This window comes from Xanthomonas sp. NCPPB 901, from assembly GCF_056725085.1.
In genome coordinates this window covers 3439153-3452107 of sequence record NZ_CM161511.1, presented here as the reverse complement: position 1 = coordinate 3452107, position 12955 = coordinate 3439153, and the positions used below count along the sequence as shown (strand labels likewise).

Below are 12955 nucleotides of genomic sequence, written 5' to 3'. Positions count from 1 at the left end.
TCATGTACTTACGAAAAAGTTAGGGCGCGCGCAAAAGGTTGCGTCGATAGCGAAAAACGATGGCGGCGGCACCGCCCCGTCATGGTGCCGGCACGCGCGTGACGCATACCGACGCGAGGTGCGATGGCGGTCGCGGCACGGTGGTGCCGAGCATCGACCCGCACGGCAATGGCCGTGGCGTGTGGCGCGCGGCGATATGCACGATCGATCCTTCGCGCGGGATTGGCCGCGTGAGCGCGGGCTGAATCGCAAGGTCGCCGGACGATGAACCGCTGTCGCTGCGGCACTGCCGCATGGGCGATGCGGGTGCTTGGTTACACTGCGCGATCACTGTTGTCCGCACAAGGAACGCCTCGATGAAATGCCCCTCGCTGTTGTCCATCGCCATCGCGCTGTGCGCCACTGCAGCCGGTGCCGTGCAGGCGGCGACGCCCGCGTCCACCGCGGCGCTGGAGGGCAAGGTCGATGCGCTGTACACGCGTGCGCCGGACACGCTCAAGCCCGACGAAGTGAAGGCGATGCAGCAGCGCCTGCTGGACTGGGCGCAACTGCAGCGCTATCGCGCCGACAATGCCGCGCTGCCGGCGCCGGCAGCGGATGCGCCGCGCGTGGTGTTCTACGGCGACTCCATCACCGATGCCTGGGGCCGCCGCGAAGGCACGACGTTCTTCCCCGGCACGTCCGCCTACGTCAACCGCGGCATTTCCGGGCAGACCACCGCGCAGATGCTGGTGCGCTTCCGCCAGGACGTGATCGACCTGAAGCCGGCGGTGGTGGTGATCCTGGCCGGCACCAACGATCTGGCCGGCAACACCGGGCTGTCGACGCTGGAGATGATCGAGGACAACCTGCGTTCGATGACCGAACTGGCCCAGGCCCACCACATCAAGGTGGTGCTGGCCTCGGTGCTGCCGGTCACCGATTATCCGTGGCGGCCGGGCCTGCAGCCGGCGCAGAAGGTGCGTGCGCTCAATACCTGGATGCAGCACTACGCGCAGCAGCAGGGCGCGGTGTACCTGGACTACTACAGCAAGCTGAGCAACCGCGACGGCGGCATGGACAAGACCGTGGCGATCGACGGCGTGCACCCCAACACCGCCGGCTATGCGGTGATGGCGCCGCTGGCCGAGCAGGCGATCCAGCGCGCGCTGGCGCAGCCCTGAGCCGCCTTGGCCCCTCTCCCCCCCGGGAGAGGGGGTGAGGGTCGGGGCGCGGGCAACACTGATCGGCGAGGCCGCAACCGCAATCGCTCAGAACCGCTCGCCATCCGGCAGATAGCGCCATTCGCCCGGCGCCAGCTTGCCCAACGGAATGCGGCCGATGCGCAGGCGGCGCAGCCCGCTCACCTGCAGTCCGACCTGCGCGCACATGTCGCGCAACTGGCCCGGTTGCACGTGCTTGATCGCAAACCGCAGGCGCTGTTCGCTTTGCCAGCTGACCTTGCACGGCGGCAGCGTGCGCGGGCCATGGCGCAGCCCGTGCGCGAGCCGGTGCAGGCCGTAGGGCTGCAACGTGCCGCTCACCTCCACCACGAATTCCTGTTCCAGCGTGGCCGCGTCCTCGCTCAGCCGTCGCAGCACGCGGCGGTCCTGGCTCAGCACCAGCAGTCCGCTGGCCTCGGTCTCCAGCGGCAATGGCACGCTCAGGCGCAGGAAATGGCGCTTGAGCATGCGTACATCGCCGGCATCCAGCGCGCTGCGGTGGCCGGGCGTGGCCAGCGCGAGCGCGTCTTCGGCACGCAGTCCGGCCGGTTTGTGCAGCAGCAGCGTGACCGCCTGCGCCGGGCCGAGTTGCGCGTCCGCCGCCAGCGTCACCCGCTGGGTGGTGATCGGGGTCTGCGGCTCCTCGACCACCACGCCGTCGACGCTGACCCAGCCGCCCTCGATGTACTGCTGCGCCTCGCCGCGCGAACACGGCAGCAGGGCGGCGAGATGCTTGTCGAGACGGACGGGGCTGGACATCGGCACTGCAACGATCGGTCGGGCGCGCAGTGTACGGGCCGCGAGCGGGCGCCGCCACGCGGCGGCGTCTCAGCGCGCGTCCAGTTCCAACTGGGTCAGGTACAGGCGCAGGTCGAATTCCAGCCGGTGGTAGTCCGGCACCATGTGCACGCACAGCTGATAGAAGGCCTTGTTGTGCGCGCTTTCCTTCAGGTGCGCCAGTTCGTGGGCGACGATCATCGGCAGGAAGGACGCCGGCGCATCGCGGAACACGCCGGCGATGCGGATCTCGCGGCTGGCCTTGAGCTTGCTGCCCTGCACCCGCGACACCGTGGTGTGGGTGCCCAACGCGTGCTTCACCGCCTGCAGGCGATTGTCGTAGCTCACCTTGTGCAACGGCTCGGCGCTGCGCATGCAGCGGTCCTTCAGCGCCTGGGTGTAGTCGTACAGCTGGCGGTCGGTGCGTACCGCGTTGGCCTCGGAGTAGCGGCTGCGCAGCCAGTCGCCCAGGCGCTGGCGCGCGATCAGCTCGCGCACCTGGTCCAGGACCTGGGGTGGGTAGCCGACGAGATAGCGCAGTGTGTCCATGCCGCCACCTTAGCGTGCCGCGCGTTGCACGCGTAACCGCCGCGGGCCTGGGGCTTCGCGGGCGGGTGCCGGCGCTGCGGGTATCATGCGCTTTCCGAATCCGAGTCCGTGGACGCTTCCGATGCGCAATCCCCTGCAGGAGCAACTGCTCAAGGCCGGCCTGGTGAAGAAGAGCCAGGTGGCGCAGGTCGCGCGCGAGCAGGCCAAGGCGCGCCAGGGCAAGACCCCGCCGCCGCCCAGCGCCGAGCAGCGCGAGAGCGAGCGGCTGCGGCAGGAGCGGGTGGAGCGCGACCGGGCACTGTCGGCCGAGCGCAATGCGCAGGCCCGCGTGCAGGAGCAGCGCGCGCAGGCGCGGCAACTGGTCGAGAGCCACAAGCTCAAGGCCGACGGCGAGATCGACTACCACTTCACCGATGCCGGCAAGATCCAGCGGCTGCGGGTGGATGCGGCCTTGCGCGCGCAGCTGATCGCCGGCAGCGTGGTGATCGCACGGCTGGATGCCGGCTACGTGCCGATCCCGCGCGCGGTGGTGGAGAAGATCGTGGGCCGCGACCCGGCGACCATCGCCTTCGACGCGCTGGCGGCACCGCCGGCCAGCGGCGAGGACGATCCCTACTACGCCCGCTTCCAGGTGCCGGACGACCTGATCTGGTGAGGCGGACGCCGCGCGGCGCCCCATGAACGTCCGGGGAAGGTGAAGCCGGCGTGCATTGCATTCGCCGGCGCCGGCCGCATCATCCAGGCAAGGCAACAGTGCGGAGACGACCATGGCCACTGGGTGGGCAGGCGACGGCGCGGTGCAGGACCAGATCGATGCGACCGTCGAGGATGCGATCAAGCGGGCGCGCAGCCAATTGCCGCAGGGCGCGGGACTGAGCCATTGCGAGGACTGCGACGCGCCGATCCCCGAGGCGCGGCGCAAGGCGGTGCCGGGCGTGCGCCTGTGCGTGGCCTGCCAGGACGCGCAGGACCGCGCGCAGCACGAGCACAGCGGCTACAACCGCCGCGGCAGCAAGGACAGCCAGCTGCGTTGACGCTCAGTGGGCGCGGTCGGCGCCCGGCGTCGGCTGCGCATGCAGCGCGATGTTGAGCTGATCGACCACGATCGCCCAGTCGGCGTCTTCCAGACGCTCCTCGCGCAGCAGTTGCGCCTGCGCCGGCGTCCAGAACGGCGCCTCTTCCAGACGCATGGCATCGGGCAGCGGTGCGTGCTGGGCGATGAACCGGCGGATCTCCGGCTCGCTGTTGGGCAGGCCGAGCTGGGCGAAGAGGTCGGCGAACGGGTGAATGGCGGGTTCCATGCGGTACCTGGTCGGAAGGAGGAGAGGGCCGCGCGAGGCGACTGGCGTGGACCATACCCGCTGCGCCATGTGCGTGGCGTCAGCGTGGGGCCGTCGCGGCGCTCAGCCCAGTCCGGACGGAACCGGATGGCCGCGCCAGCGGCGCGTGCTGCGCTGGAAGAACAGGCTGTTGGGGATCTGCAGCACGCTCTCGCCGTCGCCGTCGCGTTCCTCGCGCAGCGTGGTGTAGATCAGGTTGATGTCGATCACCTGGCCCTTCAGGCCCGGCTTCTCGCCGTTCTCCAGCAACTCGATGTGGTCGTGCAGGCGGAACGGCCGCGTGGTGAAGATCAGCAGCGCGCAGAAGATGTTGGACAGCACGCTCCAGGCGGCGAAGAACGCCACGGCCGCGACCGCGGCGAACCCGGTGAAGGCGGTCCACAATACGGTGCCGGAGACGCCGAAGCGGTCCAGGATCAGCAGCAGCGCCGCGGCGTAGATGACGAAGCCGCTGCCGCGGCGGGCCATCATCACCAGTTCCGGCGGCAGCGCGTAGTGCTCGCCCAGGCGTCGGATCAGCCGCCGCAGCACGGTGCGCAGCAACCAGGCGCCAAGCACGATCAGCACGATCTGCGCGCCGGGCACGATCACGTCGAGCCAGCGGTGGGTCCAGGGTGGCAGCAGGGTATGCAGCGAGGGCATCGCACATCGGAGAACGCAGGGGAGCCGCGATGGTCGCAAGCGTGGCCGTCGCGGGCAAGTGCGGGAGCGGGCCGCGTACGGCACCGCAATGCGGCAGTCAGGTGGCGCGTTCCAGCGCGTCCCACTGGGCGTCGGTGACGTCCGGCAACGCCTCCAGCGCAGGTTTGGCGAACAGATAGCCCTGGTAGAGATCGATGCCCAGCGCGCGCAGCGCGTGGTACTCGGCGGGCGTCTCCACGCCCTCGGCGAGCACGCGGCAGCCCAGCGGCGCGGCCATCGCGACGATGCCGCCGACGATGTGGCGGCGCGCGGCGCTGGCGTCGATGCCGCGGATCAGCGCCATGTCCAGCTTGATCAGGTGCGGCTGGAAATCGGCGAGCAGGGTCAGGCCGGAGTGGCCGGCGCCGAAATCGTCGATCGCGGTGAGGAAGCCGCGCTGCGCGTAATCGCGCAGGATGCGCACGACCTTGGGCAGGTCGGCGATGCGTTCGGACTCGCTCAACTCGAAGATCAGGTCGCCGGTCGGCACGCCGAAGTGCTCGGCCGCCTTCAGGGTCAGGCGGATGCAGGTCGCCGGCTCGTACACCGCATTGGGAATGAAGTTGATCGACAGGCGCGTGCGCAGGCCCAGGCGGGCGGCAGTGGCGATCGCCTGCACCCGGCAGGTCTGGTCGAAGCGGTACAGCTGCTCGGGGCGCACCCGCGCCAGCACCTCCGCCGCGCCGCTGCCGTCCTCGCCGCGCACCAGCGCCTCGTAGGCGTAGAGCGAGCGTGTGGCGGCATCGACGATCGGCTGGAACGCCATGCGCACGGCGAAATCCAGCGGCTCGCCATCGCGGCAGTTGCCGCAGGCGGGCTGGCCGAGTTCCGCGGACAGGGAGCGCAGGAGCATGCCGAACCGAGACGAGGGGAGAGATCGCAGTATGCGCCTGCCTCGTGAAGACGGCGCCGTGCTTTCCGGGCCTGGCCTGGCGGGGCGCCCGCCAGGCCCGCCCCGACGCGCCGTCGCGGTGCGCGCCCGTGGCGGTGTGGATCCCGCGGGCATGCGCAAGCGTCCGTTGCCGCGTTGTTCCTGGTCTCCTTGGCACGCGCAATGCAGCGTGGCGTGCCCGGGGGACGAGGCGCGCCTAGCCGGCGTCGGCGACGTCGACCTTCTTCAGCACGCGGGTGGTGCCGAGCACCTCGACCCGGCCGCCGGCGCGGTGGAACGCGGCCAGATCGGCCTCGATGCGCTCGCGGCTGAGGCCCTTCTGCGCCTTGTCGGCGGTGCTGGCGCCGCGTGCGTTTCTGGCGCTGGGCGAAGCGGTGTTGCTGGTGGGGCGTGCCATGCTGGAACTCCTGCAGTCAGTACATCGTCAGGGGAATGCCGCGGGTCAACTGCTCGTGGTGGGTGCGGCGGATGTCGCGGCAGTACGGGCCGGCCATCGCGAACTTGCGGCAGATCGCCGGGCGCAGTTCGTAGATCGAACAGCACATGCGTGCGCCGTCCACCGCCACGCACCAGCCGTCCTCGTCGCGCGCCATCACATGCAGGCCTTCGCGGGTATGCTCGGTGAGATGCTCGGGGACGCGGTCGTCCGGCATCACCAGCACGGTCAGGCGGCAGCAGATCGCGTCGCAGCGGTCGCAGGCGATGCCGGTGTCGGTCGCGTCCCGCGCGGCCGCGCTCATGCGTGACCATCGCGATCGGGTGCCATCGGGCGGCATGGAGGCGGGAGCGGCAGGGCCAGACGCTCGGCGTGGAGCGTGGCAGGGGCGAAGGACATGGCGCTCCGGATGGATCCGGCCCGCAGCGGGACGGAGGTTGGCGCGAGGAGGAGGCGAGTCGGGCGACAGAAACGGCCGGACGAGACGCGCGTGGCGATATGACGCTGAAGCGTGGGGCCATGCTACGCCAGTTGTTGCGGCGCAGTGTGAACGGTGCCGGCCGCGCGGCGGCCCCTGTGGTGCGGCAGGCCGGTCGCAGGCGCCGGGAACGCGCGGCCCGCCTGCGCGGCGCTAGGCCTGCGCCGCGGCCAGCGCCAGGCCCTGCACCACGCCGAACGAGGGGTCGCCGTGGACCAGGCGCGCCTGCGGGAAGGCGGCGGCGACCAGGCGCTGCAGATACCCGGCGCGCGACATGCCGCCGGTCAGGAACACCGCGGCCGGCTCGCCGCCGATGTCCTGGCGCACCTGCGCCAGCAGTTCCTGCAGCGCCTCCAGGTAGCTGCGTGCGGCCTGCACCAGTTCCTCGGCCTGCACCTGCACCAGCAGCCCCGCCTCGATGTAGTCCAGCGTTTCCTCGTGCCGCTCGGCGTCGCTGAGGCGGATCTTGCTGCGCTCCACCGCGCGGTACAGGCGCGCGGTGTTGCCCGGCTCCTGCAACGCCCGCAGGCGCGTGTCGTATGGCGCCGGCACGGCGTCGTAGCGGTGCTGGCGGAAATCGCGCTGGCGGGTGGTGTCCTGCACCATCGCCGCTTCGACGTAGTGGTGCGAGGGCACGCGGGTGAGGCCGCGGCCGAACTGTGGCATGAACCCGGCCAGGCTCAGCGCCAGGTCGATGTCGGTACCGCCGCGCGGGATGCCCCAGGCACGGTGCACCTGCGGCGGAGCGTCGCCGCCGACGCTGGCGTAGGCGATGTCGGTGGTGCCGCCGCCGATGTCCACCACCACCGCGGCGTGGCGTTCGCGGCTGACCGCGTGGTAGTGCATCGCCGCGGCGGCCGGCTCCTCCAGGAAGGCGACCTCGTCGAATCCGGCGGTGATCGCCGCGCCGTGCAGGATCTCCAGCGCCTGCGCGTTGCCGGCCTCGCCGATCGAGCTGCGGAACTGCACCGGGCGCCCGAGCAGGGCGCGGCGCACCTGCACGCCCAGTTGCTGCGAGGCGGTCAGGCGGATGTGTTCGAGAATGTGCGCGGCGATGCCGGCGATGGTCTGGCGCGCGCGCGGATGCAGGTTGTAGCCCAGCATCGACTTGGGGCTCTGCACCAGGTTGCCTTCGCCCTCGACGAAGTACGCGTCCAGCGCGGCATCGCCGTAGACCGCGTTCTGCAGCAGCGCCGCGGAACTGCGCGGCTCGCGCATCTGCGCTTCCATCCACTGCCGGCGCACCACCCGGATCGCATCGCGGCGCAGCGCCTCGGGGCTGCGTTCGCGCCCGGCCGCGAGCGCATCGCGGCGGCCGGCCTCGATCAGCTCGTCCACCTGCCGTTCCAGCGCCGGGGTCAGGTCGAACTCGGCCGGGTCGCGCATCACCTCGGGGAAGTACACCGTGGTGCGGAACTGCTGTTGCGCGCCGAAGTCGATCGGCACCACGCGGCCGTCGATCACCGCGGCGGCGGCGGAATTGCTGGTGCCGAAGTCGATACCGAGGCGCATGACGGTGCCGGGGGCGGGAGGGGCCGCGCACTGTGGGGCAAGCCGCGGCGCGACGCAAGCGCGGCCGAAAAACGCACGAGGCCCGCATCGGCGGGCCTCGTGGGGAAAGGCGGAACCGGGTCGCTTACAGCGCGGCGCCGGCGTGGCCCTGGTTCTTTTCCTGCTCGGTGGCCTCGCGCACGCCGGCCACTTCCACCGCGAAATGCAGCACCTGCCCGGCCAGCGGGTGGTTGCCGTCGATGGTCACCAGTTCGTCGCCGACCTCGGTGACGGTGACCAGCAGCGGGCCCTGGTCGGTCTGCGCCTGGAACTGCATGCCCGGCGCCAGCGACTCGGCATCCGGGAACGAACCGCGCGGCACCTGCTGCACCAGTTGTTCGTGGCGCGGGCCGTAGCCTTCGGCCGGGATCACGTCGGCGGTGACCGATTCGCCGGTGCGCTTGCCGGTCAGCGCCTTCTCCAGGCCCGGCACGATGTTGCCGGCGCCGTGCAGGTAGCTCAGCGGATTGTCCGGCGAGGACTGGTCGATCACCTCGCCCGCATCGTCGGTCAGGGTGTAGTGGATGGTGGCGACAAGCCCGTTGGCGATCTCCATGGGAAACCTCGTTCAGTGAGTAAGGGGGATACGCCGGCACAGTCACAGCGCGATGAGAGGGTGCTACCCGGCTACCCTAACGAAAAGCGCCGTGGCGCCGCAAGTCGCCGCTGGTGCGGCGCATTCAGCCCGGCGGCGGCCGGCGCAGCGCGGTGCGCCGCGCCAGCCAGGTCTCCGGGGTCTGCGGCTTGACGAACAGGGCCTGCAGTTCCGGATGCTCGGCGCGCGCGGCGGCCTCGATGCGCTCGATGCAGGCTTCGATCTGCGCGGTGCTGCGCTGGTCCTCGAACTCGGCGCTGAGCGCGGCCACCACCTGGTCCGGCCCCATCTGCACGCTGAGCACGCCGTTGACCGCGCGCACGTCCGGATCGGCCGCGGCGATCCGGCGCAACGCGTCGCCGAGCGGGCGCGCCGCCGGCTCGCCGATCAACAGGCCCTTGGTCTCGCGAGCCAGCACGAACGCCGAGCAGGCCAGCACCGCGGCGATGCCGATCGAGGCCACGCCATCCAGTGCCGGCATGTCCAGCCACTGCGCGGCGAGCAGGCCGGCCAGCGCGATCAGCAGGCCGATCAGCGCCGCGCTGTCCTCCACCAGCACGGTGAACAGGCTCGGGTCCTTGCTCTCGCGGAATGCCTGCACATAGCTCAGGCGGCCCTTGCGCGCGCGGAACTCGCGCAGCGACACCCACCACGAGCCGCCTTCGAACAGCAGCGACAGCCCCAGCACGATGTAGTTGAGGGTGTGGTCGCTGGCCGGCTGCGGATCGCGGATGTGGGCGATGCCCTCGTACAGCGACACGCCGGCGCCCAGCGCGAACACCAGCAGGGCGACGATGAAACTCCAGAAGTACAGTTCGCGCCCGTGGCCGAACGGGTGGGTGGCGTCGGCCGGGCGCGCGGCGCGGCGCAGGCCGTACAGCAGCAACAGCTCGTTGACCGTGTCCACCAGCGAATGCACGCCTTCGCTGAGCATCGCCGAACTGCCCGAGATCGCCGCGGCGACGAACTTGGCGATGGCGATGGCCAGATTGCCGGCGAGCGCGGCGTAGATGGCGAGACGGGACCCGGATGAGGCGGACATGGCGTTCCTGCGGCTGGCGCGGCCGCACGGCGGCACGGGGCGGGCGACTACAATAGGCGGCTTCCCGTTGTCACCGTATCAAGGACTCCCCATGCCCGCCGCGCCCGCCTGCCCGCAATGCACCCTGGAAAACACCTATGTCGACGGCGCCAACTGGGTCTGCGCGGACTGCGGCCACGAGTGGTCGGTCGCGGCCGAGGCCGCCAACGACGCGGCGACGGTGGTGCGCGACAGCAACGGCAACGTGTTGCAGGCCGGCGACACGGTGGTGGTGATCAAGGACCTGAAGGTCAAGGGCGCGTCGATCCCGCTCAAGCAGGGCACGGTGATCCGCGGCATCCGCCTGGTCGAGGACGATGCCGAGCACATCGAAGGCAATTCGGACAAGATCAAGGGCCTGGTGCTGAAGACCTGCTTCCTGCGCAAGGCGTGAGTCCGGCGCGCCGGGCCGGCGCGCGCACCACGTCGCGGCCGCGCGCTCGGCGGGGTCCGTGGCACCTGCGCGGACGCAGATTGCCCGCAGGAGCGGCTTCAGCCGCGACAGGCGTCATCGCGACCGCCCGTCGCGGCTGACGCCGCTCCCACGCGCTGCTTCCGTTAGCCGATGGAGGCCGCCCGTCCAGGCGCCAGCTGCGCACCGCGTGCGTCCTGCGCGCCAATGGGAGAGGCGATCCCCGCGGCGTGGCCGTCGTCGCGCCTGGCGCGCGCCGGCGCCCAGCGTGCGCGGTGCGGCAGCTATCATGTGCAACGGCGCCGGGGGGCGTCGCCGGCCGGACCGGCGCAGACACGGAACAGGGGATGCACATGCGAACGTATACAGGGGCGACGGCTGCCGGCCGTCTGGCGCGCACGCTGGTCCTGGCATGGGGGTTGTGCCTGCTGGCGCTGCCGGCCTGGGCGCGCATGCAGGAGGTCAAGCCGGGGCAGACGCCGGAACTGGCGTCGGGCGAAGGCCTGGTGGTGGTGGCGGTGGACACCGACGTCGCATTGAGCGGCGTGGAGCTGAACAAGGACGGCAAGGTCTTCGGTGGTGGCACCATGTCCGGGCTCAAGCCGGGCATCAGCTACCGGCTCTACATCGCGCCGGCCGGCGACTACGCCTGGCGCAGGGTGCTGTTGACCCCGCAGTTCGGCTACAGCTTGCGCGACAGCGACGAGTTCCGCTTCCGGCTCGAACCTGGGCAGATCACCTACCCGGGCGACCTGCTGTTCCGGCCGGCCTCGTTCTTCAGCGGCGACATGGGCATGGTCAACCGCGCATTGGCGGCGATGGACTGGCTGCAACAGACCCATCCGGCGCTGTGGGCGCGCTACGCCCTGCGCTACGCCGGGCACTACCCGGATCCGTTCCCGGAGTTCTACCGCAAGGCGCTGGCGCAGCATCCCGACGCGCGTCCGGCGGCACAGGTGGCGCTGCGCACGCCGCCTATGCCGAAGGTCCTGCCGATCGCGCCGGCCACGCTGTTCCGCGACGGCCGCATCGCCGACCTCAGCCTGAATCCGCGCGGCGACCTGCTGGCGCTGCAGGTGCACGAGCGCAAGGACGAGTGGCGCATCGAACTGCTGGATCTGTCCAGCGATCAGCAGCGCCTGCTGGCCACCAGCGTCGAGCCGATCAGGCAGATGCTGTGGGCCGGCAACGACGCGTTGCTGTTCACCGTGCCGGTGAAGAACGGACGCGACGTGGTGCGCGGCATGCGCGCCGATACGGCGGCCGACGGCAAACGCAAATGGACTCCGCTGACCTTGCCCGATGGCGGGTTCCTGGTCGATGCCCTGCCGCAACGTCCCAACCAGGTGCTGTACGCCACCACCTTGAGCAACGGCGACAATGCGGTGCAGATCCTGGACGTGTCCAGCCAGGCGGCGATCGACCATTGGCGGCCACGCCTGCGTGACCGGCTCAACATCGGCCTGGAGCGCGACGTTGGCTGGTTGACCGATGGGGAAGGGCGGCTGCGCCTGGCCATCGTGCGCCGCGACGAAGGCTACGTGCTGCGCTACCGCGACGGCGCAGGCACGACCTATCGCGACGTGATGACGCTCGACCACCTGCGCGATTTCCAGCCGGTGGGCCTGTCTTTTGCGGCGGACGAGATCTATGCGGTGACCGACGACGGACGCGCGCAGCGGGAGTTGGTCGCCTACGACGTGGCCACGCGCAAGATCGTGCGTACGCTGTTCAGCCGCAGCGGGATCGACGTGGTCGACATGATCCAGGGCCCGCAGCGCACTCCGATCGGCGTCACCTACTACGAGAGTGGACGCCTGGTCAGCCACTACTTCGAAAATGCCGACGAGCGCCTGGGCCGCGCGCTCAGCGCGGCCTTGCCGGGGCGCAACGTGCAGATCGCCGCGCGCAATGCGGACGGCAAGCAGATGGTGCTTTGGGCCGACGCCGCCGACCAACCGCCGCAGCTCTACCATCTCGACCTGGACAAGCGCGTGGCGCGCACGATCGGCGAGGCCATGCCGTGGCTGCACGGCATGGCCTTCGCGCCCAGCGAGGTGTTCCGGTTCAACGGCCGCGACGGGCTGCCGCTGGAGGCCTTCCTGACCCTGCCGCCTGGTGCCGGACGCAAGCCGCTGGTGGTGTTTCCGCACGGCGGACCGATCGGCGTCGCCGATGCGCTGGGCTTCGATGCGGAGACGCAGTTCCTCGCCTCGATGGGCTACGCGGTACTGCGCGTCAACTTCCGTGGGTCGGACGGCTACGGTCGCGCGTTTCGCGAGGCCGGACGCGGCAGCTTCGGAACGTTGATCGAGGACGATATCGATGCGGCGATCGTGCAGGCGCAGACGCGCTATCCGCTGGATCCGCAGCGCATGTGCGTGCTCGGCGCCAGCTATGGCGGCTATTCGGCGCTGGTGATGACGATCCGCTGGCCGCAACGCTTCCGCTGCGCCGTGTCCATCGCCGGCGTGGCCGACCGGATCCTGTTCTACACCGCCAGCGACGGCGCGCGCAGCGCCGAAGGGCGCGCGAACCTGGAAAAGCGCCTTGGCGATCCCAAGGCGGAGCTGGCGCAGATGATCGAGACCTCGCCGCTGTACCACTACGACGCGATCAAGGTGCCGGTGCTGCTGGCGCACGGCCTGGAGGACCGCCGGGTGGACTACGAGCACACCCGGCGCATGCTGCGCATGCTGGACATGGCCGGCAATCCGCCGGTGGGGTTGAGCTTCAAGGACGAGGGACACGGTTTCGCCGACGTCGAGCATCGCGTCGCCTTGTGGAGCGGCGTGGCCGGTTTCCTGCAGACGCATCTGTCCGGCCCGGCGGCCGCACCGGTGCAAGCGGCGGCGCCCGCCAGCGCGCCGTGAGCGTCGCGGCGCAGAAACCGGGCACTCCCGCGTCCCGCTGCCGATGCGCGGCACTGCGGCGCACCGCGCATGCGGACCCGGCGCGCAC

Annotated in this window: 15 protein-coding genes; 5 read left to right on the top strand and 10 right to left on the bottom strand. The window is 70.7% G+C overall.

The window, feature by feature from the left end; all coding sequences use genetic code 11:
* The first annotated feature begins 356 nt into the window (after positions 1–356).
* The gene (locus AC1PME_RS14435; RefSeq protein ID WP_481096227.1) at positions 357–1163 is read left to right on the top strand and encodes an SGNH/GDSL hydrolase family protein; all 807 of its coding nucleotides are present in this window, start codon (positions 357–359) and stop codon (positions 1161–1163) included.
* Between the two features lie 87 nt (positions 1164–1250).
* On the opposite strand, the gene AC1PME_RS14430 is transcribed toward AC1PME_RS14435, so the two are convergent.
* Positions 1251–1961, bottom strand: a complete 711-nt coding sequence (locus AC1PME_RS14430) for an rRNA pseudouridine synthase (protein ID WP_307551567.1) — start codon at positions 1959–1961, stop codon at positions 1251–1253.
* 69 nt (positions 1962–2030) lie between these two features.
* On the bottom strand, positions 2031–2528 hold the full coding sequence (locus tag AC1PME_RS14425; protein ID WP_481096226.1) for a YgjP-like metallopeptidase domain-containing protein: 498 nt from the start codon (positions 2526–2528) through the stop codon (positions 2031–2033).
* A 121-nt stretch (positions 2529–2649) separates the two neighbouring features.
* Between AC1PME_RS14425 and AC1PME_RS14420 the strand changes: the two genes are divergently transcribed.
* Both AC1PME_RS14420 and AC1PME_RS14415 read left to right on the top strand, forming a co-directional pair.
* Complete coding sequence (locus AC1PME_RS14420) at positions 2650–3183, top strand: DUF2058 domain-containing protein (protein ID WP_254458662.1); 534 nt, start codon at positions 2650–2652, stop codon at positions 3181–3183.
* Between the two features lie 112 nt (positions 3184–3295).
* Complete coding sequence (locus AC1PME_RS14415; RefSeq protein WP_307551564.1) at positions 3296–3562, top strand: DksA/TraR family C4-type zinc finger protein; 267 nt, start codon at positions 3296–3298, stop codon at positions 3560–3562.
* A gap of 3 nt (positions 3563–3565) precedes the next feature.
* Here AC1PME_RS14415 and AC1PME_RS14410 read toward each other — a convergent pair whose 3' ends face one another.
* From AC1PME_RS14410 to AC1PME_RS14375, 8 genes are all read right to left on the bottom strand, one after another.
* A complete protein-coding gene (locus AC1PME_RS14410) occupies positions 3566–3829 on the bottom strand; it encodes a DUF2789 domain-containing protein (protein WP_254458660.1) in 264 nt (87 codons plus the stop codon).
* A 102-nt stretch (positions 3830–3931) separates the two neighbouring features.
* The gene (locus tag AC1PME_RS14405) at positions 3932–4510 is read right to left on the bottom strand and encodes a mechanosensitive ion channel family protein (protein ID WP_254458659.1); all 579 of its coding nucleotides are present in this window, start codon (positions 4508–4510) and stop codon (positions 3932–3934) included.
* A gap of 97 nt (positions 4511–4607) precedes the next feature.
* Positions 4608–5402, bottom strand: coding sequence for an EAL domain-containing protein (locus AC1PME_RS14400; RefSeq protein WP_254458658.1), 795 nt, complete (start codon positions 5400–5402; stop codon positions 4608–4610).
* 235 nt (positions 5403–5637) lie between these two features.
* The gene (locus AC1PME_RS14395; RefSeq protein ID WP_254458657.1) at positions 5638–5838 is read right to left on the bottom strand and encodes a hypothetical protein; all 201 of its coding nucleotides are present in this window, start codon (positions 5836–5838) and stop codon (positions 5638–5640) included.
* A gap of 16 nt (positions 5839–5854) precedes the next feature.
* Complete coding sequence (locus AC1PME_RS14390) at positions 5855–6181, bottom strand: YkgJ family cysteine cluster protein (RefSeq protein ID WP_307551560.1); 327 nt, start codon at positions 6179–6181, stop codon at positions 5855–5857.
* A 327-nt stretch (positions 6182–6508) separates the two neighbouring features.
* Positions 6509–7867: an Hsp70 family protein gene (locus tag AC1PME_RS14385; RefSeq protein ID WP_481096225.1), complete on the bottom strand. Its 1359-nt coding sequence runs from the start codon at positions 7865–7867 to the stop codon at positions 6509–6511.
* Positions 7868–7991: 124 nt separating this feature from the next.
* The gene (locus AC1PME_RS14380) at positions 7992–8462 is read right to left on the bottom strand and encodes an FKBP-type peptidyl-prolyl cis-trans isomerase (protein WP_254458654.1); all 471 of its coding nucleotides are present in this window, start codon (positions 8460–8462) and stop codon (positions 7992–7994) included.
* A gap of 124 nt (positions 8463–8586) precedes the next feature.
* Positions 8587–9543 carry a cation diffusion facilitator family transporter gene (locus AC1PME_RS14375; RefSeq protein WP_481096224.1) on the bottom strand — a complete coding sequence of 319 codons (957 nt, stop codon included), beginning with the start codon at positions 9541–9543 and terminating at the stop codon, positions 8587–8589.
* Between the two features lie 91 nt (positions 9544–9634).
* On the opposite strand from AC1PME_RS14375, the gene AC1PME_RS14370 reads away from it, so the two are divergent.
* Together AC1PME_RS14370 and AC1PME_RS14365 are read left to right on the top strand one after the other, a co-directional pair.
* Entirely contained in the window at positions 9635–9976 is a 342-nt protein-coding gene (locus AC1PME_RS14370; RefSeq protein WP_254458652.1) for a zinc ribbon domain-containing protein YjdM, read from the top strand.
* A gap of 371 nt (positions 9977–10347) precedes the next feature.
* Positions 10348–12867: an alpha/beta hydrolase family protein gene (locus AC1PME_RS14365; protein ID WP_481096223.1), complete on the top strand. Its 2520-nt coding sequence runs from the start codon at positions 10348–10350 to the stop codon at positions 12865–12867.
* Positions 12868–12955 lie beyond the last annotated feature (88 nt).

Bases quoted from the DNA above. Each gene is read 5' to 3' on its own strand.
- AC1PME_RS14435 (WP_481096227.1), top strand. From the start codon at position 357: ATGAAATGCCCCTCGCTGTTGTCCATCGCCATCGCGCTGTGCGCCACT.
- AC1PME_RS14430 (WP_307551567.1), bottom strand. From the start codon at position 1,961: ATGTCCAGCCCCGTCCGTCTCGACAAGCATCTCGCCGCCCTGCTGCCG.
- AC1PME_RS14425 (WP_481096226.1), bottom strand. From the start codon at position 2,528: ATGGACACACTGCGCTATCTCGTCGGCTACCCACCCCAGGTCCTGGAC.
- AC1PME_RS14420 (WP_254458662.1), top strand. From the start codon at position 2,650: ATGCGCAATCCCCTGCAGGAGCAACTGCTCAAGGCCGGCCTGGTGAAG.
- AC1PME_RS14415 (WP_307551564.1), top strand. From the start codon at position 3,296: ATGGCCACTGGGTGGGCAGGCGACGGCGCGGTGCAGGACCAGATCGAT.
- AC1PME_RS14410 (WP_254458660.1), bottom strand. From the start codon at position 3,829: ATGGAACCCGCCATTCACCCGTTCGCCGACCTCTTCGCCCAGCTCGGC.
- AC1PME_RS14405 (WP_254458659.1), bottom strand. From the start codon at position 4,510: ATGCCCTCGCTGCATACCCTGCTGCCACCCTGGACCCACCGCTGGCTC.
- AC1PME_RS14400 (WP_254458658.1), bottom strand. From the start codon at position 5,402: ATGCTCCTGCGCTCCCTGTCCGCGGAACTCGGCCAGCCCGCCTGCGGC.
- AC1PME_RS14395 (WP_254458657.1), bottom strand. From the start codon at position 5,838: ATGGCACGCCCCACCAGCAACACCGCTTCGCCCAGCGCCAGAAACGCA.
- AC1PME_RS14390 (WP_307551560.1), bottom strand. From the start codon at position 6,181: ATGAGCGCGGCCGCGCGGGACGCGACCGACACCGGCATCGCCTGCGAC.
- AC1PME_RS14385 (WP_481096225.1), bottom strand. From the start codon at position 7,867: ATGCGCCTCGGTATCGACTTCGGCACCAGCAATTCCGCCGCCGCCGCG.
- AC1PME_RS14380 (WP_254458654.1), bottom strand. From the start codon at position 8,462: ATGGAGATCGCCAACGGGCTTGTCGCCACCATCCACTACACCCTGACC.
- AC1PME_RS14375 (WP_481096224.1), bottom strand. From the start codon at position 9,543: ATGTCCGCCTCATCCGGGTCCCGTCTCGCCATCTACGCCGCGCTCGCC.
- AC1PME_RS14370 (WP_254458652.1), top strand. From the start codon at position 9,635: ATGCCCGCCGCGCCCGCCTGCCCGCAATGCACCCTGGAAAACACCTAT.
- AC1PME_RS14365 (WP_481096223.1), top strand. From the start codon at position 10,348: ATGCGAACGTATACAGGGGCGACGGCTGCCGGCCGTCTGGCGCGCACG.